Genomic DNA, 26,316 nt, shown 5'->3' on the forward strand with positions numbered 1-26,316 from the left:
AAATAAACACAGATAAAATGAAACAAAAAATCATGTTAACGGCGTCCCTCTTACTCCTGTTAGGTAATGGGATATCGTATTCGAATCCCTCAATAATGACTGCTGTTGAAGTAAATGTTGCTAAAAAAGAGAAAATCAATTTAAACCTAAAAGACGTTTCCATTAAGCAAACCTTTACGCTTATAGAACGACAAATAAACAGCAAATTTATCTATAGGTCGGATCAAAATTTTCTTCAAAAGAAAATTTCTATTATAATAAATAACCAAGACTTAAATCAAGTACTAGCCGTTTTGAAAACTAAAGTGAGTCTTGATTTTAAGATTACTAAAAATGGAGTTCTAGTAAAAGAACTGATTGGGGTAACTACAAATAGCAGTGTTAAAAAGGATCAACAAAATCGAAAAATCACTGGTGTAGTTTTAGATGAATCTAATTTGCCTATTCCTGGGGCTTCCGTTTTTGTAGCAGGTACCACGATAGCTGCAACAACTGATTTTGAAGGAAAATTTACGATTAATGTTCCTGAAAATACAATGGTTTTATCAGTGAGTTATATCGGATTTGAGACTAAAATAATAAACATTGAAAACCAGACTGAAATTAAAGTAATGCTTTCTGAATCCGCTTCTCAATTAGACGAAGTTGTAGTTGTGGGTTATGGAACTGAGCAAAGACGAAATGTTACCGGTTCTGTATCGTCGGTAAAAATGAAAGAGATTGTATCACAACCTAAAGCAAATGTGACCGAAATGCTGGAAGGTCGTTTGCCGGGGGTTCAAATCATGAGTGATAACAGCCCGGGAGGAGGATCTTCAATTCGTGTACGTGGTTTTAGTACAATTAACAACAATGATCCCTTAGTGATTATTGATGGAGTTCCTGCGTCGAATGGTTTAAATGGGATCAATCCATCTGACATAGAAACTCTTCAAGTGTTAAAGGATGCAGCTTCGTCTTCAATTTATGGTTCACGAGCCGCAAATGGAGTTGTTGTTATAACTACTAAAAAAGGAGGCAAAAGTGGTAAAACTGAAGTGCAATTTGATGGGTATTCCGGTGTTCAATCAGCTTTTAATTTGCCTACAATGTTGAATGCACAGCAATATGGAGATTTACTTTGGCAAGCCACTAAGAATGATGGTAAAGTTCCATCGAGTGGTATTTATGGCAATAATCCTGATTCCCCTACAATTCCAGCGTTTCTTAATGCTGCCAATACAATTCCTAGCGGTGATGTAAAATGGATTGATGAAATTATGCGACCTGCGGCGGTTCATTCTTATAATTTGTCCTTGTCAAAAGGAGATGAAAATAGTCAACATGCTTTTACACTTGGCTATTTTAATCAGGAAGGAATTATAAAACACACTGGATTTGAGCGTTATTCGGCACGATTTAATTCTAGCTACAAGATAAAAGATTTTCTGACTATTGGCGAAAACTTTACGGCTTCTTATTCGGAGCAAGTTGCTACTGGAACTAATAGCTCTCTGGGAAGTATTGTTTACAATGCCCTACAATTTCCTTCGATTGTTCCGGTGTATGATATAAACGGAAATTTTGCGGGAAACCCAATCAATGATATTTCGAATCCATTAGGAAGTTTAACGCGTGCCAAAGACAATATACAAAAACGCATTCAGGCTTTAGGAAATGTATTTGCCAGTGCAAAAATTAGTGATTTTACTTTTAAAACTTCTTTAGGATTGGACTTTCAAAGTTTTAATTTCAGAGATTTCTCACCTGTTTATAATGAGATTCTTTCGCAAAACGTAAAAAATGCGTTAACGACTAGTAACAATTTTAATTATCAACTTACGATCTCTAATACTTTAAATTATCAAAAGCAATTAGGTCAACACAATCTGGATCTACTTTTAGGACAAGAAGCCATTAAATATTACTACGAAGGCTTTGGTGCTTCTCGCCAAAATTTCCTTTATGAAGATCCCAATTTCAGATATTTAAGTTACGGAACTGAAAATCAATTAAACACGGGGACTGCAAATGAATGGGCTTTAAACTCCTATTTTGGTAGAGTAAATTACAATTTCAATCAGAAATATATTCTAAGTGCTACGGTTAGAAGAGATGGAACTTCAAGATTAGCCAATAATAACTGGGGCACTTTTCCAGCAGTTTCTGCGGGATGGAGAGTAGATAAGGAAGAATTTTTTGATTTTGGAAATACGTTTACTTCCTTTTTACTTCGTGCTAGTTGGGGACAAACAGGGAACCAACAATTACCTTCGTATTCTACGGTTGATAGTTATTCCAACAACAATAATTATTCAGATTATGCCATTGGAGGTCAAAATGTGATTGCAACAGGATTAACACAAACGCGAGTTTCAAATGCAAATTTATCTTGGGAGACTACTACTCAACAAACAATTGGCTTGGATCTTGGTTTTTTCAATAATAAATTAAATGTTACGGCAGAATATTACAACAAAGAGACCAATGATATTCTGGTCTATAATGTTATTCCATTAACCTATGGAGGTACAAATGACGGACAGTGGATTAATGATGGCCAAATGAAAAACCGTGGTTTTGAATTGGATTTAAATTATGCTGATAAAATCAGTGATTTCTCCTATGATCTTGCTTTGAATTTGACAGGATACAAAAATGAATTGACTGCTTTGAATAGTGTGGCTTATTTAGGAATTCCTAGTTCGTCCTTGCATACAGTGAATTTTGGTCAGGAAATATCCAGAAGTGCCGTTGGACAGCCTATTGGATCTTTTTATGGATTTGTTTCCGAAGGTCTGTTTCGCAGTCAACAAGAAGTTACGGATTATGGAATGCAGCCCAGTGCGCAAGCTGGAGATCTCAAATTTAAAGACATTAACGGTGACGGAGTAATTAATAGTAGTGACAGAACCTTTATAGGTTCTCCGCATCCAGATATCATGTTAGGTTTTAATATCAATTTGAAATACAAACAGTTTGATATGGGAATGTTTTTTAATGGAAGTTTTGGGAACGATATTTACAATCTGACAAAATACAAAACTAATTTCTTCAATCAAGCGGCTTACAATAAAGACAGTGCATTATTAGGCGCTTGGACGGTTGATAATCCTAATTCTTCTATTCCAAGATTATCCTTAGATGATAGAAATAATAATATTCGACCTTCATCCTATTATGTTGAAGATGGTTCTTATTTTAAATTAAATAATTTACAGTTGGGGTATACTTTTAATACAGATATTCTTGCTGGAATGAAATTGCGTTTGTATGGACAAGCGAGTAATGTATTCACTATTACTAAATATAGTGGTTTAACACCCCAAATAGGATTACAGAGTTACACTTCAAGCAACCGAAATCTTGACATAGGTATCGATAGAGGAATTTATCCCACTTCAAGAACATTTACTTTTGGTTGTAATTTAAACTTTTAAACTTAAAAATGATGCAAATAAAAAATACAATAAAAATAGTAGCTTTTTTAGCTTTAGGACTTCAAATAAGTTCCTGTTCTGATACATTTCTAGAGGAAGTTACCTATGGCGAGGTGGCTCCATCTGAGATGACAAAGCCAGCTAATGTAGAACGCGCCATTATATCCGCTTATAGTGTTTTAAACGGACAAATTGATGGAGCAACGAATGCCCTTAATTCTCCAAGTTCAAATTGGAGTTTTGGAGATGTCACCTCGGACGATAGTTACAAAGGTGGAGGCGGAACTGGAGATCAGAACAACATTCACCAAATGGAGATTTACAATGAAAATTCAACCACTCTGGATATAGAACGCAAGTGGGTGGCATTGTATGAAGGGGTAAAACGAGCAAATGAAGCCATGCGATTGTTAAATGCTTCTGCAGATTTTGAAGCCAGTTTAAAATCCAAACGAATGGCAGAATTACGATTTTTGAGAGGTCATTTTTATTTTGAGTTGAAAAAAATATACAATCGTATTCCGTATATTGATGAAACGGCAACTACAGTGGCTGATTATGCTAAATCAAATACGACTTTAAGCTCAGAAGAATTATGGACAAAAATCGAAGCTGATTTTCAATTGGCTTATGCCGATCTGCCAGCTACACAATCAGAATTAGGACGACCAACCAAGATTGCAGCTAAATCATATTTGGCTAAATGTTATGTTTTTCAAAATAAGTGGCAATTGGCTTATGATGCTACGACTGAAATAATGAACAGTAATTATGGCTTATTGGCTGATTTTCAGCAAATATTTTTACCGGAAAATGATAATAATAAAGAAGTTATTTTTGCAATACAACACTCAGTAAAAGATGGCCAACCTAGTTCTTACAATGGAAGTATAGGGGATCGTTTGTCAGCACCAGGAGGTCCATTTTATTCCCAATATGGTTTTCACCGTCCTACGCAGAATCTTGTAAATGCCTTTAAAACGGATGTAAACGGTTTGCCGTTAGAAAATAACGTCAATATCGTATCCACTGATAACGTAGATCCACGTATTGATATCACGATAGGACGCCCCGGAATACCTTACAAGGATTTGGGCGTTTTGTACCAAGACAGCTGGGCGCGAGATTTGGCAACTTATGGTGCCTTTGCTCCTAAAAAGCGAATTGTTTCGGCTAAATCTGCTTTCCATGTTACCGTTTGGCCGTATGTAAATGCTCTAAATTATTACATTATTCGATATGCTGAGGTTGTTTTATGGAGAGCAGAGGCTGCTGTAGAGATAGGAAAAATCGATGAAGCTCGAATTTTAGTAAATCAAATTCGGAATCGTGCCGCTAACTCTGCTTATGTAAAAACGTTAGATGGTAGCGCAAATGCCGCGAATTACAATGTTAAACCGTATAGTACTATTTGGACTGATAAAACTGCTGCAAGAGCAGCGGTGCATTTAGAAACGCGTTTAGAATTGGCTATGGAAGGTCACCGTTTCTTTAATTTAGTTCGATGGGGTGAAGCAGATACTGTCATCAATACTTATCTTACCATAGAAAAAACAAGAAGAACACATTTGACAAATGCCGTATTTACCAAAGGCAAAAACGAATATTTTCCAATACCACAACGGTATATTGATGCTTTGCCGGCGGGTACAGTAACCCAAAACAGTGGCTTTTAAAATTAAACTAAATTGGGCAATCGAAATGGTTGCCCAATTTTTTATTAAAAAAAGATGAAAAGAATAATTTACGTACTAATTGCGCTTGTATTTGTTTCTAGCTATAGCCAAGAAGGGAAAGGGTTTGAACTGGATTATTCTTCTTCCAAATCAGGTTCGCTGATTCAAGACAAGAATTTTTACTTGTTGACGGCTATTCAAAATGAAAAAGCTGTCAGTCAATTAATGGAGAACAATGTTGTTTTCAAAACCATTTTTAAAAATCAGCAACAAGAGATTAGTTCCAAACTAAAGTCTTGCAAAGACAGTCTTTCCTGTTTGGTTAATGGGTATCAATTTAATAAAAATGAACTCGTTAGTGTTGAAGAGGAACTTCGGATTTTGATGAAAGACAAAAAGGAACTGCAAAATTTTGTAAAAAATAATTTGCGCCCTTCTGGCAAATACGAGAATTTTAAAAACAGTACCGATACAGAATTGCTCGTAAAAGCATGGCAACTTTGTGCTCAAGGAATGAATCGCATTATGAAGGTTTATGGTCTTGGCGAAAGGGCCCAATATGCAACAATAGATTCTGTTTCTTACGATGTTCAGTCTCAATTTTATAAAGGTTCGGTTTTTATGTGGTCGGATTTTCTTCACAATAAAAAGCCTAGAACGAATGCGTTGTTTTTTCAGGAAAGCCTGGATTTCAGTTTATCGCTTTTGTACATGAACCATCGTGATGAGGTGACTCGTTACGAACCTTTGGAGGAAAAGGAGAATAAGAAAACAATCGCTCACATAAAAAAAATCAATTTTAATGCTTTTGAATATGCTTCTGTTCTAATTTTGGGTAACGGACCGGAAAATTATCAAGACCGATTGTCCGCCATTGGAAAATTAAACTTGCAATTGGGAGTATTGGAATATGGATCCAAGAAGGCTCCGTTAATTATTGTTTCCGGAGGTCATGCTCATCCTTTTAGAGCGGCCTATTGTGAGGCTATTGAAATGAAAAAAGAATTAATGAACATCTACAATATTCCCGAAGAAAATATTCTTATTGATCCTTTTGCCCGGCACACCACAACCAATTTGCGCAATGCAACCAGATTGATGATTGCATATCAAATGCCACTTGATAAAAAAAGTATCGTTGTTACGAATGTGAGACATAGCGATTATGTAGGAAATCCAAATTTTAATACGCGTTGTGTGGAAGAATTGGGTTATTTGCCCGCAATTATTTTAAAAAGACTAAATTCGACAGCATTAGAATTCCTTCCCAATGTAGAATCCTTACATCAAAATCCAATTGATCCCTTAGATCCATAAATCTATACCATGAAAAAAATATTTATTTTAGGACTTGCAATCTTAGCTGCAGCCTGCCAGCCTTTAAAAAATAATGTTGCTGATGAAAGGTCGGCAGTAGAAAAAGTAAATGTCTTTTTGGGTACTTCTGGCGATCATGGCCAGATGTCTCCATCTGCATCTTCACCCTTCAATATGATGAGTATTGGGCCACAAACCTATCCTCATATTCATTCGGGTTACGAGTATCTGGCAAAGAATTTTTTGGGGTTTACCCACAGCCGTATAGAAGGAGTGGGCTGTTTAGGAAGTGGAGGAAATCTTTTAATCAAACCTATTTTGGACGGCGATGCCGAAACGCTATTGCTCAAAAAACAAGAGTCAGCTAGCCCGGGTGTTTATAAAGTAGCTTTCGAAAATGGAATTCAGGCTCAAATGAGTGTCAAACATAATTTTGGAATACATCAGTACAAATTTCCAAGGAAAGGAGCAGGGCTTCATATTGATTTATCCCACGCTTTCGTCAATCGATTTGTTGCCGAAGCGCATGAAATTGGAACCAAAAGCATCAGCGGTTGGATTGATACCCAAACTACTTGTGATAAGGGAATTTACCGTATCTATTACGAGTTGGAATTCTCTAATTTGGCTACAATAACAAAAACTGCAGATCATCAGTATCGTATTGCAGCCCTTGACGATGCAACTGAAATAGAAGTTCGTGTTGGTTTTTCATCCGTGAGTACGGCTTTCGCCAAAGCAAAAATAGAAACGATATCCATAAACGACTTGTCTGTGCAAACCACTGCAGCATGGAATCATCATTTAAACAGAATTGAAGTTAATGGTGAAAAAGATCGGGAAGATTTATTCTATTCGCTCTTATATCGAGGATTACAAGCTCCGTTTTTAGTTTCGGAAACTGACGGAACTTACAAAGCCATTGATGGTTCCATTGAAAAAACTACTAGTCCTATATACAGCGGCTGGGCCATTTGGGATAATTATCGCGAGCAATTACCCATGCTTTCTCTTGCTTATCCAGAGCGTTTTGGACCGATTATAAAATCGATCGCTAATTTGTATCCTTATGGGAAAAATAATTGGGCCACAAAATACGAATCGGCACCCACAGTAAGAACCGAACATGCGATTGTCGTATTATTGGACGGCTATAAAAAAGGATATCCTGTAGATTTTAATGCCATCAAAGATTCCTTAATAGCAGAAGTGGACCGATTAGAATACACCTCACCTGATAAGGCTTTGGAGTCTTCGTATGACAGTTGGGCACTTTCGGAAATCCTGAAAATTACCAAAGACTCTGTATTGAGTACCAAATATTTGAATAAAGCAAAAGACTATAAGCGCTATTGGAAAAAAGATTTTGCCGATTTATCGCAGAAAGATATTGATAAAATGCCTGCTCGCGGGATGTATCAAGGCACGGTTTGGCAGTATCGCTGGTTTGTACCTTTTGATGTATTAGGACTGAAAAAATTAACAGGCGGTGAAGTTTCTTTTTTAAAGCAATTGGATCAATTTTTTGCCGAGGACAATTACAACCATGCGAATCAGCCAGATTTGCAAGTTCCGGGATTGTATAATGCGAGTTCCCAACCTTGGAAATCACAAAAATTATTTCGTAATATTATGTTGGATACCGTGGTTCAAGCTTATTTTAATGACAACAGCAAAGGCATTGATTCCTATATTGGAAGGGTCTATAAGAATGAGCCTCAAGCTTATGTCCGCACCATGGATGATGATGCTGGAACCATGTCCTCTTGGTTTGTAATGCGAAGTATAGGGCTGTCTCCGGCAAACATTGGAAGTCCGATTTACTATTTGACAGCTCCAATCTTTGAGTCTGTAAAATTAAATTGGGAGAACGGAAAATCATTTCAAATTCGAGTGAGCAATTACAATAAAGAGCATTTCTATGTTCAATCGGTTCAATTAAACGGTCAGTCTTTAAATAGAAATTGGTTGACGCAGGAAGAAATCAGCAATGGTGGAACCCTAATCATTGAAACGGGAGCATTACCAAATGAAAAGTGGGGAATAGAGAATCAGTGGATTTCAGAAACTGAGCAATAAAATGGATTAATAAATTGTTGTCAGTTTCTTTAAAGATTCTCTAGCCCTAAGGCGAGAAGCTTAGTTTAAAGACAGGCTTCTCGCTTTAACTGATTAGTTGCAATAGCTATTAAGACTAATTATTTTCACTGGCATAAAACAAATTTCATCCAATTATCAACGGATCAACCTGTTCAATTTTTAGGCTAGTGTATTGACAAAACTCCTCGATTTACACAAACTCATTTTGCAGCTTATCTAGGTCCTTTCTTATTTTTTGGAGTAGTCTAATGCTTTGACGATAACTCTTCCCGGTTATACATTTTACATCTTTAGGGTAGATATACAATCTCTCGTTTTGGGTTTTCATACTCTATTAATAGATTTTTTTTGACTTTTATAACTTTAAATCCTTATAACTCGAGTTCGTGCAAGGCATATAGGTATTAAATAAGATCTTTGATTCAGAGGCGAAAATTTATTTATATTAAGAGGTTTAAGTAAATAGTCAATACTATTTTTTAGTATGATTATTGTACCACAAATTTTTTTATGGTTTTACAGTATGCTGTACCCATTTTTCAGACAGAAATCTCAACGATTTAAGATAGGTTTTTAGTTTTATATTCTATTATCTTGGTTAAAATCGGAGATAACTTTTGGCTGTTTTAAGAAGCCAAAAAAAGTTATTCTGATTTTATGCCACTTCTTTTTTGTAATAATTATTATAAGGCGTTCCATAATCTAGTGACTGATGAATTCGCCGTGTATTATAAAATTCAAAATAATCTTTGAGTCCTCTATAAAGGCTGATTCCATCAGTATATGCTTGTAAATATACATTCTCGTATTTGACTGTCCTCCATAATCTTTCTATAAAAATGTTGTCAATAGCTCTTCCTTTACCGTCCATAGAAATTTTTATTTCATTGTTTAATAGTACATTGGTGTGAACCTCACTGGTGTATTGACTTCCTTGATCTGTATTGAAAATTTCAGGCACACCATACTTTTGTATAGTTTCTTGCAAAATATCGGCACACCAATCGGCACTCATTGTATTGCTTACACTCCAGTTCAAAACAAATCTTGTATGCAAATCAATAATCGCAGTCAAGTACATAAATCCTTTTGCCATAGGAATATAGGTGATATCTGTTGCCCAAACCTGATTTTTATGGGTAATCTTCAAACCTTTGAGTAAATAAGGGTATTTCTTATGTTCTTTAGTACTCACTGTTGTTGTAGGTTCTCTATAAATGGTTTGCCAATTGATGATTTGCATCAATCGTTTTACCCGTTTGCGATTCACTTTAAAACCTAAATCCTTGAGCCAAAACGTCAGTTTCCTGCAGCCATAAAATGGAGTATTAAAATACTGTTGGTCTAATAATTGCATTATTTTTAAGTTCTCTAAACTTTCCTGTTTTGCTTTATAATAAAGACCGCCACGATGAATTTCTAATAAGCGACATTGTTTGACAATGCTCAATTTATTTTGGGTATCGACCATTTTCACTCGCTCACTGATCGATACTAACCCAGACTTTTTTTTAAAAAGTCATTCTCCAAAGTCAGCTGACCTATTCGAGCATAGAGTTTCTCTGTTGGAATTTCATCTTTGGCAACGAGCGTTTTTTCTGCAGAAAAAACCGCAGAAAGATTCCGTATCGCTTCGGACTTCCACATTGAAATTTGGTTGGGCAGCAACTCGTATTTTTTTGCTAATACCTCGATGGTATCTTTCTCTTTTAAGGCTTCCAAAACAACTTTGGCTTTGAAGTCTTTTCCGAAGGTTCTTCTTGTTCTTGACATATTAGTGCTAATTTAAGGTTTTTATTCCTATCTAAATTAGTCGGGATATATTGTCCGAATTTTGGGGGTCAGCATAACAGAAGCCACACCTTCATTAAAAGAAGCAAGAGTAATTTTGTGAGCTAAGCAGTTGAATTAACTAGTCTAGTTTTTTTGAGACTATGTTTAAATTTTTGATTCTACAATAGGTATACGAATTTTGGAACTTAATTTTGGAAAATTTATTCAATTATCGGTGTGTAGTTACTTGATTTCAAACTTTTTATTCTTGAGGTTTATCAGGAACTATTTGCGAGGTGTTATTTACTATTATTATTATTATTATTATGAGCGCTTTTAGTTTGTCAAATAAAAAATAAATACGAATAACATTATAGCAGTTCTCAGATCTATATAGAAAATTCGATAGCAATCTTTTGGACGGTCTAACTTTTGGATGGTCTTCACTTTAAAGCTTCAGACGCACTATTAATTATTGTAAATATAAAAGGTAAATAGTTCGTAAAAAATACTGATAATTAGAAGACGGTATATTGTGGCAGTCTGCGGATTATTTTACAATTTTCTACGCTATAATAGAAATTGATTCAATCCAAAGCGCCCCGAAAAGAGTCCGACGCAGTAAGGTGCGATTTCGGGGCGGCGGTGCTATATCGGCGGTTGCTATTTTAAGCAATACATCCGTTAATAGTTATGCTTCTATAGTGGCTAGTATCTGCCTACTATATAAAATCTGTTCTTCCAAAGGCGTTATCATTTAGCACCTCGATGAATGAAGTCTTTTGAAGGTTTTGGAAGAACCATAAAAACACTACTTACTGTACTACCATTTGTGCAGGGTTATACGGAAGTGGGAGCCATCCAGCGGTCTCTTCTAGGATGATATTGTCTTGGTTGGTGGTTATTAGCAATGCAGCGGTAGAAAAATAGCATGCAATATGAGATAATAATTAAAAGCACTTTGATAAAAATGAGGACAGGCAGTATAAACTGCCTATCCTGATCGTTTAATTAAGAAGTAGTGCATCGGCGCCATTAGTTGCAAAATCGGTACAAAGATTAAATGCCGATTGTACTCGAATTTGTCCTGTACCACCCATTAAGAGAGAAGCCAGTTTGGCTTGTTGATCCTTATAGGACCGAACATTTTGAAAGTAGCCAGTAATGGCATTATACGCCCCGAAAACGGTTCCTTTTGTAGTATTCATTAATTGAGTAGGGTCGCTCATGGCGTACTCAAACGCACTGTCTACCATATTGACAAAACAGGACGAAAGTTCGTCCACTCTGCCATCTTGCAGGTTTTTAAGCACCTCCTTGCTGGGAGCAAGAGCAGACTGAATGAGTTTTTTTACGTCATTGTCTGCGATACGCACTTTAGACCAATTGTTGAAAATGGCTTCCATTTGTTCTGATAAAACATCGGTAATTCCCATTACTTTGTGCGCCTGCTCCAAGCGTTGTTTGGCGTTGGCAGTATGGCGAATACGTACGGTATTGCTTTGGTTGCGCAGGGCAGCGTTCAGGGTGTTGGCACATACAATACGTATAGGGGTAAAAGCAGCTGTAATGCTTCCGCTTCCATCGTGCGAAGTCGTTAGAAATAGATACTTTTCGATAAGGTCGTCTTTACCAACGCGGATGTAGTTAGGCAGTTTAGCAGTTATAAAAATGCGTTCCCCTTTGCCCAACGCCCCTGCGGTTTCGTATAGCATACCGTCACCATCTACGATAGCATCAAAGAATGAAAAGGCATCCCTGTTTTGTACAATTTGATAGTCTTTACCGACTACGCCTAAAATGGCATCAGTATCGGTGCGTACGGTACTGAAATAATTTGGTACTTCGATTGTACCGTTTAGTAGACTTGGAGTGAAAAGTTTTCTTTTTTCCACTTCATAGTCTAAGCCCGCGTGGAGTATCGCCTCGGCACTTGTGGGATAGTCTTGAATAATTTGCCCTAAATTGTGCCATGCTTTTTCTTTAACACTGAAAAAGCTGTCTTTTGCTGTCTGCTCGTTGAAATTAAGATTGTGTGCCATGATGTTTTAATTTAGATTCGTACTATTAATTTTTGAATTCCTTCCTCTGTATCCGTCACATTCCAATAAATGTTTTCAAAAGAAAAAACGGGAAAAAAGAAAGCAAGAAATAAGGGGCTTATGGATGTGGAGAGCAATAAGTCCCGAAGGGTGGCCAGTGCAACGCAGCCATTATGTGCTCGCAACAACCATGAGACACTATCTTAGCTGCCTTTTAGTACGTTTGGAATGAAAACAGCATGCAACAGCAAACCTTACAGACTAAAAATTTAGCAGTACATGCAGTAAGAAGAGAGGATCTATGTTTAATAGAAAGGCTAGTGTATTCTTGGCATAATATTCTCCTGTTAGGGCAGGCTGAAAGTTACTTTGGTATTGGATCAAAAACAGTTAGACAAATTCAATTGAAACGGAGAATCGGCACTGCTGACAGGTACCACTACAGTCATGCAAGTAAACAAGCTCCGTTTAATAAGAGATTAAAAAAGTTAAGCAATCCTCTTTAGATAGCGCTGTAGGAATTGAAAGATCCATTTTAAAGGCATTTCGGCATGTTCAAAAGAAATATAGAGTAACAGAAATGATACTGCTGGAATACAGAGAAACGTAGCTTGCGGAGTGTAACGGAATGAAGCGGAATTGTGGATGTAATAGCCCTATCGACAGGAGAAATTAAGTATATAAAGATGAGGGAATTAATAGTGTGAAAAAAAGTAGCTTTCCCGCTTTTTTTAGCGGGAGTGCTGTTTTTTTTAGTGCTGTGAAGTGTCTGCGGGATGGAGGGAAACCTAACTAACGAACTGAAGTAATGAATTGCTTATTAATCAAAAGTGTATTTACGAAAAGGTAAGGTTGACTGACTGGAGCTGCCGAGCGGAACAAAGAGAACGACCGAAGAGAGACCGCTTGTTTGCGCGTGATGTTAAACGGGAATATTAAATAAAATTGGTTTGTTAAATATAAACGTACTAGCTCTATAATGTTATCCCTTTATGCTTTTCTTGTGAAAACATCAACTCAATCTACTACTGTCGCTGTAATAAAATGTGGAAGCGTCTGATCACGAATTACATACCCTTCTTTCATGAATTTTTATTTAAATGTAAGTAAAAATTTGAAAATAGATTTTTTATTTTTTGAATGATTTTTCTTGCACTCTACATAGTTTACTGCCTTTGCTTCAAGGTTGCAATAAACAAAAACCACTCCTTTGAGTGGCTTTCTGTTTTTATCATTATAAAGACTCATTTTTGTGGGCGCAAAGTAAGAGACTATTGTGCAGCATTCTCGAGGAACACTTTGCGATGGGGTTGATTTCACTTTGCAAATGAGCGCCAGTGGGGTATTTTTAATAATCACACCAACGGGTTAGAATAAGAGAAAATCACAGTGGGGAAAAGAATTGCAATATATTATTAAAAAAATAAAAAGAAAGATGATTTTTTATTTCAAAAAACCATCTTTCTTATATGCTGGATTAGGGTATTTATAAAATCCTTCGCCTGTGTCCACTCCTAGTTTACCTTTGTCAATAAAGTTTTCTTTTAAATATTCTACAGTTTTAATTTTAATTGGATCTTGTGTAGCATCCGCGGCCATTTTGTTGATATTGTAGGCAGTTGTGATGCCTACAACATCTAAAATTCCAAAAGGACCAACAGGCGCTCCTGTTGCAACCATCCATGTTTTATCAATTGTTTCTACATCAGAAACTCCGTTTACCAATAAGTTGGTTGCAGCAGTTAATAATGGCACCAGTAGGGAATTCACAATGTATCCAGGTTGCTCTTTATGTAATGGTAAGGCCACCATTCCTATAGTTTTTGTAAAGGCTACAACAGCATCAAATACTTCGGTCGCAGTTCCGGGATGTCCCATTATTTCTGCTGTGTTGTGCTTCCATATTTCATTTGCAAAGTGCAATGCTAAAAATTTTTCAGGACGTTTGGTAAACGCTGCAAATTGACTGGGTAACATTGTAGAAGAATTAGTTGCAAATATAGTTTTAACCGGAGAAACTGCCGCTAATTTTTCATAAAAGTCAATTTTGATTTTTGGGTTTTCAGGAACGGCTTCGATCAATAGATCAGCATCTTTTAAGGCTTCTGCTAAATCTGAGGAATAACTTAAATTAGCATAAGCTACCTCTAATTGTTCTTTTGTTGCCTGCAAATCGCTTTTGTAGGCTTCACTTAAAACGGTGAATTTTGTTTTGGCTTTGGCCAAAACTTCGTCATTAACATCATAGATGGTAACATTGTACCCATGAAAAGCAGTTTGAAAGGCAATTTGATAACCCAAAACACCGCTTCCGGCTACAGTTATATTTTTAAAGCTCATAATATTTTAGTTTTAAAGTTACTTGTCGAGTTTCACAACGTTGTTGATGTGAATTGATTTAATTTTTACTCAAATTTAGGATATAATTTTCAAATGAATTTGGATTTATTTTTAAATATTTCAGGTATTATTGATAGGTTTTTCAATTGTAATGAAAGGTGTTTTTATTTTTAGCTCTTTTCTTACAGAACAGTGTCTTCTTTAAAATTTCTAAAATACTACTTTGTAAATCTAAAGACTTGTGCGAGCTCAATGTCATTAAGGTAAGGGTTTTTCATATTTTATTTTTTTGATTTTCAAACACTAAAGACCTTATCTATTTTCGATTTGGTCGAATAGGAATAGTGTTTTTTAGAAACAAAGATTCTAAATCACTAAAAAACTGTTCCAAACGAGCTTCTTTAAAAAGCAATTCTAGAATTCTATTTTTCAGAAACCATAAGACAAATTAATATTTATCTTTTGATCTTATTTTTTGTCTTTATTTTTAATTTTCAATTCCTCTTGCAGATCATTGACAATAATTTATTGCAGATTGCTACTAAAAATAGCACAGAAGAAATCTTGTTGAATGTTTATTTTTGAATGACCTTAAAATACTCAACCTGCCCCAAAAAGCCACATTTCTCAAGCACAAAATTCCCATCGGTTTGCTCTAAGGCTGCAGCCTGCGCAGCATGGAAGTGAGAAGCGTGCGATTACAATACTTCGACTGCAAACATCACAAAATAAGAACCACGATTATCTTTGTCCCAATTTTGTCCAAGCTCGACCTTGAATGTTATCAATAAATGGTTTGTTAACCAAATTTGGTAAGCCTGTTTCTAAATTTACATCTACATAATATACTTTTTATTTCCTTTATGAGGTTCGATTCTGGAATACAAAAGCAAATCGACCTGAACCATCTTGGCAATGATTCAACCCATTCGGGAAAGGTATATGGAAAGTGGAACGTGGGAGAACAATCATAGAACAGATTCAGCAATACATGAAGTGGAGTTTGCCTCACCATTATAACGGTGCTCCTGCCGCATCTTCTATTTTTTCCAATGTTTCACGCAGTAATTTTGTTTTTCTCTCTCTTAAAGCACCGTTAAACCTGGCTTTTGTCCATCGAAACCTTGAAAACCTGAGCTTCCCGAAATGATGCTGTAGTACATAAATCATCATCCCGATGGCAGCGATACAGATAAGGCCGTATATTTTTTTGTTAGCGGCTAAAATTGCATTGAGCTGAATGTTCTTGTAGCCAGATAATGCAACTTGCGACGGCATCAAATTACCATCGAGATACACTGCAAGATTATTCACACTCTCCCACTGAAACTGATACTGCAGCCAGGAGAAAAAGGACGAAAATACAGCAGTGGCCACAAAACTCCGGAATACCAAAACAAGTCCAATCGCCTGAAGCATTGGCTCCAATTCAAGTTTATCGAGAATATAAAACCAAACCGCAATATATATTGCACTTAATCCATAACCTTTAAAAAACATGGGCATAAGCCAACCTTCGTAATTAAACTCATTAACCATCATGAAATACATCATTACTGAATTAAGGAAGAAAGCCGCGAAACCCGAGAAAATGAACATCTTTATCGGCCACTCATTTTTAAACCAAAAATAGGCAATCACTCCCGCCAAAATCACACCCGGAATCATCATCAGGTTCAACGATGCATTGGTCACTATATCGTATCCCAAAATTCCGACCGTAAAGGTATTCTGCAAAGAACTTGAACCCAGGAAAACCCCCATAAAAAGCAACATAATTAAGCCGCTCTTTACATTACTTTTAGTAAAAATACCAAAGGAAATGTAACTCCTCTTTAACTGCAACTGTCGCAAAGTAAGTAGCACAAAACTAATCAAAGAACCCCAAAAGGAAATGCGGATATTTCGAGCATCAAACCAATTTAGCGTTTTTCCAAAAGACAGAAAGTAAGACATAAAAAGAAAGGTGCCAGCAAAAAAAACGACACTCAACCAGTCAATCTGGAACAAGGGCATTTTGCGCGCGAAACGTTGATTATGCTGGAATAGCAATGAAATCATGATTAACAACAAACAGAGCCCCGCCGTAAGTAAATGCGGATATTGCCATGTCGTCTCGTAGGCTAGTTTTGCGAAATAATAACCCGAAATATTTCCCGTAACAATCGAAAAAGGGTAAAAGACAGAATAAAATTTTCCTCTTTTCCCGTCAGGAGTTAAAATAAACATCAGTGGCAGGATGAATTCCATCAACATCAACATCTTGAGAAATCCCATCAGGAATGAACTGGCTATAATGAGTTCCGGGGAATTAGTGGTGCCAATAACAAATGAAAGCAACGCAGTTACAGCAAGTGAAAATACCATAATCTCTTTAGAACGGAATCTCAACTTCGCCCTCAAAATTAGAGGTATAGACGCTCCCATTCCGATAAATGTGGCAAAATTGGCCATAACCAAGTATTCCTGCATGGTTCCTAAATCGCCTACCATCAACCCAATGTTCCCTGCGTTTATAGGATTCATGGATAAAATAAAAAAAGTAAATACCACAATGAGCAAAAGCTGTACGGGCTTGGGCACCCAGCTTTTGTAAAGCCCTTGATTATAATCAGCCATTATTGCGGTTTGTTTAAAGTCACATTTACATTCATACCGGCACGGAGCTGGTTCAAATCTTCTTCTTTGTTTTCTGAGGTGAATTCAATCCTTACTGGGATTCTCTGTTGCACTTTCACAAAGTTTCCTGTGGAATTATCAACGGGAACATTCGAATATTTTGATCCTGTGGCGGCAGAGATGGCAGTCACCTGACCTACTAATTTTTTTCCGCCTAAAGCGTCCACAGTCACATTCAACTTTTCACCAACTTTAACACGATGCATCTGGCTTTCCAGAAAGTTAGCAGTAATCCACTTTTGACCATTCAATACAATGGTACCTAATTGCTGACCGGCTTGCAGCAGTTGACCTTCATTAATAAGCCTCCTGCCCATGATTCCGTCATAGGGAGCTGTAATCACTGTGTATGAAACATTAATTTTAGCCATATCCAACATGGCTGCTGTTCTCTTAATTTCAGCATCGTTTATACCTAGTCGGCTTCTGGTTTCACCGGTAGCGAGACTCGCTGTGTTTTTTTGGCTGATCAAGGTTTGATACATGGCTTTGGTCGCATCATACTCCGTTTTTACCTGGTCGTATTGTTGTCTGGTTACGGCTTCAGAAGCTAGAAGATTTTTATAGCGGTTCATATTCTGTTCAGCATTCCAAAGTCTCGCTTTCGCACCCGCTATGTTAGCATTGGCCACATTTACGTTATTCGAAACCGTATTGACTGCCGAAGAGGTAACATTTCTAGAGGCCACCGCATTTTGATACGCCGCTTCTGCCTGTGCCAATTGGGTTAGAAGTTCACGTTCATCCAGAATCACCAAAGTGTCCCCTTTTTTTACCGCCGCATGTTCTTTGTATTTAATCTCTTTGATATAACCCGGAACTCTTGTGTTCAACGGATTTATAAATTCTTCTACCTGTGCGGAATTAGTAAAATTATCGTCATTCAAATGAAAGTACTCGGTGACAAGCCAATAAAATCCGATAACCGCAATCGCAAAAACGATTAAGTTGATGACAGTTGTTTTAACGTTATTGTTTTTTTTCTTAGGTTTTTTAGGAGCCACCGCCTCTTTTGCTTCAACCATTTGCCCTGAAGCATTTGCTTCGGTTTCAGTCGGAATTGTATTTGCGGTATTTGGAGTTTGTTCTGACATATCTATTGATTTAGTTTTTATAAGGTTCCTGTTGTTTTCATTAAATTATAATACTGATAGTGCACGTTGATCTCACTGTTAGCAAATAACAACTCCGCTTCCAATTTAGCGTTTATCGCATCGGTCATGTCAGCCTGCAAAGCGAGCTGATTAAGATACTTAGCTTCGACGATTTTATAGTTTTCATTGGCAAGTGCTTCACTTTCCTTATAAAGTTGAGCTTGTTTCACCGCTTCCTGCCATTTCAGGTAAGCAGCGTTAGTCTGTACATCAAGTTGCTGTAGCTGCAAGTCAAGCACGATGTTGGCCTGATTGAGCTGAAACTTACCTAAGCGTACTTTCTCTTTGGTCTTATAAAGATTATCAATGCTGTAGCTTACAGAAATTCCCGTCTGCCAGGAATTGGTGTAAAAATCCTGAGCTGGTATTACAGCCGTAATCGGTCTAGCCATATTGTATCCGCCAAACGCTGCAATCGTTGGCATTCTGTCCGTCTTAATTATTTCAATATTTTTACCAGCCATCTTGATTCCCGTTTGAGCTGATTTCAAAATAGGGTGATTTTGATGAGCCAATTCCAGATAAAACTGCAGACCCTTTGCTTCCGGGATATCAGTGAAAGAATCAGTTGGCTCAATAAGGATATCTGTTGAGATTCCCATCGCGGTTGTTAACTGATAATTTATGCTCGCACGGTTGTTATCCAGAACCAAGATTCCCTGCTGAAGATTCTTCAGTAAAAGTTCCCCACGGATGATTTCATTTCTGGTCACCATACCTTGTTTGTAAAATTTCTTTACGTTTTCAAGACGTTCTGTAGCCAGTTTCTGATTGTTAAGGAATACATTTTTTTGGTTGATCATTTTGTAGATATCCAGATAATTCGAAGTGACCAGAAACTTTATATTTTGTTGATCCTTCTCTAAATCCAGTTCCGAAAGCTGCTCTCTAAGTTCCGATATTTCTATGGATTTTTTTACAATTCCACCTTTAAAAATCAGTTCCGAAGCCTGAACGCCATAAGTATTTCCGAAATGAGGCATACTTAAAGTAGCTACTTTCGAGAAGTTCTTATCAAGTATTAACGCATCTCCAAGATAAAATGCATTGGCCGAGGCATTGATTGTGGGCAGTTTCTGCAGTTCGACAATTCTTGTTTGCTGTCTTGTGATCTGAATATTTTCTTTTGAAAGTTTGAGCTGTGGGTGATTTTCTAAAGCTATTTGCAGCACTTCATCCAGTGACATTTTACGTTCCGAAATTTGAGCATTGGCAGTGAAAATAAACAGACTCAGCAATAAAAGAGTCATTCTGTTTTTCAGTTTCATATTTTCCGTTGTTTTGATTATACAAAGATATAAAATATCCTATCCCATAGGAAATGACCGAAACGATGAATAAAATGTTCAAAAGTAAGAATTAGCTTTTGAAGCGCTTGCGATAAACTTGTGGGCTTTCACCGGAATGCTTCTTGAAAAAATGACCAAAGGAATATTGATCACTAAACTTAAGATCCATCGAAATCTGATAGATCGATTTATCAGAGGAAGATAGCTGCGCTTTGGCTTCCTTCAGGACAAAAGCAGCAATAAGCTGTCCTGCCGTGTTACCTGTTACTTCTTTCAATACAGCTGAAAGATGTCTGGAAGTAATGAATTGTTGTTCGGCATAAAAGGTAACCTCCTTTTCTTTCAGAAAATGTTCCCCTACGTTTTTTAGGAAATGAAGGACGAGTTCTTGTTTTCTGGAAATTTTTTGCTTTGAAAAATCTGAATTTTTAGAAACGGTATCTCCGAACTGATAGACTAAAGACGAAAAAACATGCCGGACGATCTCGTCATGATGTGTGGTAAAGTCTTCACTCTCCAAAATATTTTTCAGAAGGTCTACATTTTTCCAAATTTTTTCAAACTGCGATGTTGGTAGCTTAAAATTACGCACCAATTCATTCTGGAAGTAAACGTAGGCATTAAGTCGGTTGATCTTCAGTGGAAGTTTTTCTGTGTATTCGCGGTTAAAAGCAACCAGAAATATTTCCAGATCGTCACTAATTTCAAGAATTTCATAAACTTCACGTGAATCGACTAGCGCAACATAATTTTCTTCAAGCTCTATTCTGTTTAGGTTTTCGGTAAAAATTAGTTTCCCTTTCTTCAGAATTAAAAATGCGGGATTCTCTGTATGATACGGGTGATTGATTTCGATAAAATCAAAAATATTGTGAGCATCAAAAATCTGGATAGGCTTTTCCAAAGTTACATTTTTAGCAAAGTTAATTATTTACTTGAAAAACCGGTCAAACTGACCACCACTTTCCAGTTCAAATTTACCACCTGATTTTGGGGTACAATTGACCATTAAAACTACTAACTTTTTCATGTTATTAGCACCATACATTCGTTAAAAAAAACAAGGATTATTACAAACAAAATAACAGACATGAGTAAAATTAGAAAAGCAATTAAATTCTGCTGTAAATAAAAAAAGTAAGTTAATCATAAACAAGTGTTTATCCCTTTATTGAAATGCGGTAAAGAAGTATATTTCTTTCTTTGAAGTGCTAGGATTAAGTTTTAAAGTTATCATCAATTTGTAGCCCAGTGGAGTGCTACCCGATTCATTGATTGGGCTAGTAGTATTGACAAGTCAGTAGCAGCATATATTTTGCAAATATTTGAAAGTAGAAATCACCCTGAGCAGGCTTATAAAAGATGTTTGGCATTATTAAACTTCGAAAAAAAGGTAGGGAAAGAGTAATTAATAAATGCTTGTAAACGAGTATTTTATTTTAAAATTTACAATTTTAAGACCATTCAAAATATTTTAGAAAACAACTTAGATCATATCGAATATGAACAAGAACCTGAGCAGGAACTTCCAATTCACGGAAACATCAGAGGAAAACAGTATTATAATTAAAACACAGTAAATATGAATGAAAGCACAGTAACAAAAATGAAACAAATGAAGCTTTACGGCATGCACAATGCCTTTAAAACAGCCATTGAAAGTGGAAAAAACAGACCATTACACGCTCGATCAGTTTGTATCAATGCTTATTGATGCCGAATGGGATGAAAGGCACAATCGGCGTATTGCCCGCAGTATCACCAACGCCCGATTCCATTACAAGTCAAATATTGAAAATATCAATTTTGACCAAACCCGTAATCTGGATCGAAACACCATACTGCGTCTGGCAGAATGCGAATTTATAGAAAAAAATGAAAACATTTTAATCACAGGAAGCACTGGTGTAGGCAAAAGTTATTTAGGCACCGCATTAGGTTATCAAGCCTGTATCCAAGGTTTTAAAGTAAGTTATTTTAATACTTCTAAGCTGTTTACTAAATTAAAAATGGCTAAAGCAGATGGCTCTTACCTGCGAGAATTGGCCAAAATAGAACGGCAAGATGTTATTATATTAGACGATTTTGGACTCCAAGCTTTAGATAGCAGTAACCGAATTACCCTTTTAGAGATCATTGAAGACCGTCATAACAATGGTTCTATTATTGTAACCTCACAAATCCCAGTGCAAGGTTGGTACGACATAATCGGAGAAGAAACCATAGCTGATGCCATTTTGGATAGACTGATTCATCAATCCCACCGACTCGAATTACATGGTGAATCTATGAGAAAAAAAAGGCATAAACAAAAGCTACTATTTAAGTATATTTGAATACTAATTAACAGATGAAAAAAAGTATTTTTTAATAAAAAATGGGTTGATCGCTTTAAATTGGAATTAGGAGGTCAATATCACTGGAATTTGCACCTATACTTTATTAAAAACCAATTACCTGTAAAATATTTTTTTGTAATTTTATAAAAAATATAACAATGGACAATGACTCTTTAATGCTCTCCCTGATAATAGAAACTTCTGTTTTTGCTATTCCTAGTGGCTTAACAGATGATGAATTATTTCCCCATTTTCTACCGGAAGCTATTGCCTTGTTGCAACAGGATTCGACTATAATCAATCATTTTGGTCTTGTTCCGGATAATGGTTCAGATGGAATTGATGATTTGTTGTTTGATGGCGTTTTATTCCGATTTGATGTACCTCAGATTATTTTGGGTTTTCTTCAGGATGCTGAACCTCTAGCCGTTAAACAAGCTTTTTTGACCCTTATTCAAAATACCATACCTGTTTATAGTGTCCTATTAGAAGAGCAAGGAGACTTTAAAAATGAAAAAACAATCGTATTTGATTTTGGCGGACTATAATTTAATAGCCACTAAATCTACTGAATAAGGAAAAGCAAAGTGTTCTATTGGCTCATGATTTAACCATTTGGATTCTTCTTCTCTTTTTAAAACTACCGGCATTCTTTTTTTATGATTGTGTATTTCAGCTAAAAGTGGATTGGCTTCTGTGGTGAGTATCGTGTAGGTATTTTTGATTTCTCCGGTTTCTTTATCTATCCAATGGGAATATAAACCCGCAAAAGCAAACAATTCTTCGTTAGGTAAACACAATTCGTATTTTTGTTTTGCTTTCCCCTTTGGATCCAACCATTGCCATTCGTAATAGCCATTAGCAATCACCAAGCATCTTTTATCCACTGAATTTTTGAAGGACGGTTTTTGGTGAACTGTTTCTATTTTTGCGTTTAGCGTGTATTTTTTAATTTCCTCGTCCATAGTCCATGGTGGAATTAAACCCCAATTGTAATGGGTGATGACGTTTGGTTTTTCATAAATAATTACAGGAGTTTTAGGATATGCAAAACCATCGATAGTAGCACTTGGCTTGAATTCCATTGGATTGTCAATAGTTGCATTGAACCTGCTTTGTACTTCTAACGCTAGTTTGGTTTGTTTGGTGTGAAAACACATACTATTTTCTATGATAATTAATTTTCGAGTTCTTTTAAAATTGCATTCACATCCTCTTCAGTTGTGGTTAATTTTAATTTGCAAAATTTAATTAATGCTGTTGCTCTTTTTACTTTTGCAGATAGTTCATCAACAGAGATTTCTCCATGCTCTATTTCTGTCACAATTTGTTGTAGCTCCTCAAAAGCATTTGTATAGTTCAATTGTTCTTCCATTTTATTCTTTGATTTTTGTGATTGTACTGTCTATTGTACCGCTAAATAGCATTGTATTTATTGCTGCGCCTTCTTCCAATTGGGAAACATCTTTGACAGCTTTTCCATTTAAATATGTGATGCTAAAACCTCTTTTTAAAACATTTATAGGATCCATAATTTGAATATTTTTTTCAATATTTTCCAATGCAAGTTCGGAATTTTTAAGTTACAGTATGGGGTGCAATTCTAATTTTTCCTGCAATTGAATTACCGCTACTTTTAATTGATTCAGATTGAATTTAGTTGCAATGCGTGTTTTGGCTTGTAGTACATTTAACTTTCCGTAGTTGTTTTTTACTATAAATTGTGATTGCTGCTGAATGGCATAACTGGCATTTTTAATTCGATTTTCATCATTGTTGAGAATAGAAACCGTTATAGAGCGAAATAATTTAAGTTCGGATTCTAGTTTTGTATTTTCCTCGCTAAGTAATCGTCTGGATTTGTCTGCTATTTTTTCTTTGGCTTTTTGAATAGGAACCGAAAAATTATGGAATTTTTGTAATAGGAATTCCGCTAGTTTTGTTGGTGTTATGGCATTGGTATGTGCAATCATTTCGCATACCGTTTCATTTGTGACATGGCCAATGCCGGTGATTACAGGGAGTGGAAATAGGGTAATTGCTTTAGCCAATTCGTAATTGTTGTAACAGGATAAGCCCACATCACCACCGCCACCTCTGATAATGGCGACTGCATCGAAATGATGGATTACTTTTCTAATTTTTTCTAATTGTGAAATAATGCCGGGTACTGCTTTGTCTCCTTGCAGTATGGATGGAAACAAAAGATAAAAGAATTTATAATTCCACGAATTTTTATCAATTACATCTATAAAATCACCAAAGCCTTTGCTGGTTTCTACCGAAATTATTGCAATTCGTTGGGGTAAAAAAGAGAGTTCTAACTTTTTGTTTTTATCATAAATACCCTCCAGTTGTAGCTTTTTGATTGTTTCCCGCTTTTCATTTTCTAAATCTCCTAACGTGTATTGGGGATCAATATCAATTATTTGAAGTGAAAGTCCAAAAGCCGGATCAAAAGATATTTTAGCAAGGAATAGAATTTTGATTCCATCTTTGAGTGGTTCTTTTAGTATTCGTAGAAAATTGCGATTTATGTTTTGGTAATCATCACGCCATAACGTTGCTTTTATTTGCGCAATTATTTTACCGTTTACTTTTTCTATTATTTCGGGAAAGCAATGACCGGATTGACTGTAATGATTCAGTTTGTTCATTTCAGCTTTAATCCAAAATGCGCTTTTATACCTATCTTCTAACGTTTTTTTAATACTGTTCGTTACCTCCAGCAGCGAAAAAATAGTTTTGTCATTGATTTTCTCAGGCATACTGTTTTTAGATTTATGTATATAAGAGGTTATCTTTATATTTTGCTTCAAAGATAAAGCAGTTTTATCATTTTTTTTATTGGATGGTGATTATTAGTTTGGTTTGAAAGACGTAAAATAGAATATAGAGATTAGGAATAAGAGGAAAATCGGCACTATATATTAATTATAATGAATACAGAATGTTATACGGAGCGAAAGTTTTGTGGCATTGCGACAGTTGCGGAAATTGGAATTGAGTACTATCGGCGGAAATGAATGAAGTTATTAAAAAGTGCGTTCCTGCAAACGCAAAAACAGTAGTTGCGCAAAACCGCCTTTACATCTGACGTTATTTCTGATTTAGTAGCCATACTATTAATTCATCATTGTCCACAATACTCCAAGAATGCGGATGTCTTTTATTATCAGGTTTTCTGAAACCTTTATTTTGTGTTGTTATCAATTTAGCTTTTTCATTTCCAAGTCTGTTTAGTTCATTAATCATTGCGGAACATTCCGATGCGTTCATGTTTGTAAAATCAGCATTTCGTTCTTTTAACCACCAATCAAAATCAGGTTCTGTATAAATTCTCAAAGGTATATTTGTCAACATTTTAATAGCGTTTTGAGTAGTGTCTGAAAATGAGTAAGGGGAAAGATTGTAATATGCGGCAAGATTATTTATGGGATTTCCCCCAGTTTCTTTTTCAAGTCTTTCTATCATATAAATGTTCTCTGGATTAGCTTCGTTTTCTTTTGAAAGTCTAATATCTCGTTTTGCTGAATTATAAAATCTTTCAAAGTCAAGTGGTGGATCAATAGCAAAAACGGCTGTTGGTTTTATTATTGGATTTTCAGCATATTTTATAGCACAACTGCCACCAATTGAAAAACCGCCGACATAAAATTTTAGGTCAGTTAATTTGTGTTTAGAAGTTATATCTTTTAAAATTCTCTTAAAATTTTTTTGGCTTAAACTGTCTACACCAAATGATAAAACTCCATCTTGGAAAGTTGGAATAATAGTCAATATTCCATTTTCAGCTAATTTATTTGGTAAGTCGGTTTGTTGTAAAACTTTTTCTGCCGTTTCTCCGAAACCTGGAATTAAAAATAAATATCCTGTCCAAGGAAGTTTTGAAGGATAAATTATTGTATAACAATTTTTTGTTGTGTCTGTTTTGTCGAGGAAAACTTTCTCTATTTTGGTCTTAGTTTGTGCATGGCTACTAATTGTAGAAAAAGCAAAAGCTAAAAGCATAATTAAAATTTTTGTCATTTTATCTTGTTCTTTAGATGTTGTTCTACTCTTGCTGGAAATTAGTTTAAAAGCTAAACAAACCTTTTTCTAAGCAGCCAAAATGGTTAGCTTATTGAAGGGTTGTTTAACTTTAGTATATCTCAAATATATGACTTTATTACACTAGCGTGATTGGAT

General features: G+C 35.9%; 17 protein-coding genes and 1 pseudogene. 6 read left to right on the forward strand and 12 right to left on the reverse strand.

Annotated features, from left to right (window positions below):
- Positions 1-17: 17 nt before the first annotated feature.
- Genes G7A72_RS16210 through G7A72_RS16225 form a run of 4 tightly spaced genes read left to right on the forward strand, consistent with a single transcriptional unit; the run spans position 18 to position 8,491 of the window.
- Entirely contained in the window at positions 18-3,419 is a 3,402-nt protein-coding gene (locus G7A72_RS16210; protein ID WP_165153474.1) for a TonB-dependent receptor, read from the forward strand.
- Between the two features lie 8 nt (positions 3,420-3,427).
- Positions 3,428-5,095 (forward strand): RagB/SusD family nutrient uptake outer membrane protein, encoded by a 1,668-nt coding sequence (locus G7A72_RS16215; protein ID WP_165153476.1) that lies wholly within the window; start codon positions 3,428-3,430, stop codon positions 5,093-5,095.
- A gap of 54 nt (positions 5,096-5,149) precedes the next feature.
- A complete protein-coding gene (locus G7A72_RS16220; RefSeq protein WP_165153478.1) occupies positions 5,150-6,412 on the forward strand; it encodes an ElyC/SanA/YdcF family protein in 1,263 nt (420 codons plus the stop codon).
- A 9-nt stretch (positions 6,413-6,421) separates the two neighbouring features.
- Entirely contained in the window at positions 6,422-8,491 is a 2,070-nt protein-coding gene (locus G7A72_RS16225) for a glycoside hydrolase domain-containing protein (RefSeq protein ID WP_165153480.1), read from the forward strand.
- Between the two features lie 676 nt (positions 8,492-9,167).
- Here G7A72_RS16225 and G7A72_RS16230 read toward each other — a convergent pair.
- The 8 genes from G7A72_RS16230 to G7A72_RS16265 all read right to left on the reverse strand — a co-directional run bounded on the left by G7A72_RS16230 (position 9,168) and on the right by G7A72_RS16265 (position 20,693).
- Positions 9,168-9,983 carry an IS3 family transposase gene (locus G7A72_RS16230; RefSeq protein ID WP_241258508.1) on the reverse strand — a complete coding sequence of 272 codons (816 nt, stop codon included), beginning with the start codon at positions 9,981-9,983 and terminating at the stop codon, positions 9,168-9,170.
- Between the two features lie 23 nt (positions 9,984-10,006).
- Positions 10,007-10,285 (reverse strand): transposase, encoded by a 279-nt coding sequence (locus G7A72_RS16235; protein WP_165151468.1) that lies wholly within the window; start codon positions 10,283-10,285, stop codon positions 10,007-10,009.
- 1,007 nt (positions 10,286-11,292) lie between these two features.
- A complete protein-coding gene (locus G7A72_RS16240) occupies positions 11,293-12,327 on the reverse strand; it encodes a DUF932 domain-containing protein (protein ID WP_165153482.1) in 1,035 nt (344 codons plus the stop codon).
- A gap of 1,443 nt (positions 12,328-13,770) precedes the next feature.
- The gene (locus G7A72_RS16245) at positions 13,771-14,667 is read right to left on the reverse strand and encodes a 3-hydroxyacyl-CoA dehydrogenase (protein WP_165153484.1); all 897 of its coding nucleotides are present in this window, start codon (positions 14,665-14,667) and stop codon (positions 13,771-13,773) included.
- A 1,014-nt stretch (positions 14,668-15,681) separates the two neighbouring features.
- Positions 15,682-17,286 (reverse strand): MFS transporter, encoded by a 1,605-nt coding sequence (locus tag G7A72_RS16250; protein ID WP_206531511.1) that lies wholly within the window; start codon positions 17,284-17,286, stop codon positions 15,682-15,684.
- On the reverse strand, positions 17,286-18,440 hold the full coding sequence (locus G7A72_RS16255; RefSeq protein ID WP_206531512.1) for an HlyD family secretion protein: 1,155 nt from the start codon (positions 18,438-18,440) through the stop codon (positions 17,286-17,288). The genes G7A72_RS16250 and G7A72_RS16255 overlap by 1 nt, the downstream gene beginning before the upstream one ends.
- A gap of 17 nt (positions 18,441-18,457) precedes the next feature.
- Positions 18,458-19,768 (reverse strand): TolC family protein, encoded by a 1,311-nt coding sequence (locus tag G7A72_RS16260; protein ID WP_165153486.1) that lies wholly within the window; start codon positions 19,766-19,768, stop codon positions 18,458-18,460.
- A gap of 91 nt (positions 19,769-19,859) precedes the next feature.
- Entirely contained in the window at positions 19,860-20,693 is an 834-nt protein-coding gene (locus tag G7A72_RS16265) for a helix-turn-helix domain-containing protein (protein ID WP_165153488.1), read from the reverse strand.
- A gap of 757 nt (positions 20,694-21,450) precedes the next feature.
- Between G7A72_RS16265 and istB the strand changes: the two genes are divergently transcribed.
- Together istB and G7A72_RS16275 are read left to right on the forward strand one after the other, a co-directional pair.
- Complete coding sequence (istB, locus tag G7A72_RS16270; RefSeq protein ID WP_241258546.1) at positions 21,451-22,125, forward strand: IS21-like element helper ATPase IstB; 675 nt, start codon at positions 21,451-21,453, stop codon at positions 22,123-22,125.
- A 161-nt stretch (positions 22,126-22,286) separates the two neighbouring features.
- The gene (locus G7A72_RS16275) at positions 22,287-22,676 is read left to right on the forward strand and encodes a hypothetical protein (protein ID WP_165153490.1); all 390 of its coding nucleotides are present in this window, start codon (positions 22,287-22,289) and stop codon (positions 22,674-22,676) included.
- Here G7A72_RS16275 and G7A72_RS16280 read toward each other — a convergent pair.
- The 4 genes and pseudogenes from G7A72_RS16280 to G7A72_RS16300 form a co-directional block, all read right to left on the reverse strand.
- A complete protein-coding gene (locus G7A72_RS16280) occupies positions 22,671-23,288 on the reverse strand; it encodes an SOS response-associated peptidase (protein ID WP_165153492.1) in 618 nt (205 codons plus the stop codon). The genes G7A72_RS16275 and G7A72_RS16280 overlap by 6 nt on opposite strands.
- Before the next feature lie 17 nt (positions 23,289-23,305).
- Entirely contained in the window at positions 23,306-23,503 is a 198-nt protein-coding gene (gene xseB / locus G7A72_RS16285; protein WP_113637178.1) for an exodeoxyribonuclease VII small subunit, read from the reverse strand.
- Position 23,504: 1 nt separating this feature from the next.
- Positions 23,505-24,896, reverse strand: a pseudogene (gene xseA, locus G7A72_RS16295) (exodeoxyribonuclease VII large subunit).
- 331 nt (positions 24,897-25,227) lie between these two features.
- Positions 25,228-26,157: an alpha/beta hydrolase gene (locus G7A72_RS16300; protein ID WP_241258547.1), complete on the reverse strand. Its 930-nt coding sequence runs from the start codon at positions 26,155-26,157 to the stop codon at positions 25,228-25,230.
- Positions 26,158-26,316 lie beyond the last annotated feature (159 nt).

The sequence above is a fragment of the Flavobacterium sp. Sr18 genome (genome assembly GCF_011064265.1).
In the GTDB taxonomy this organism is placed as follows: Bacteria; Bacteroidota; Bacteroidia; order Flavobacteriales; family Flavobacteriaceae; genus Flavobacterium; species Flavobacterium petrolei.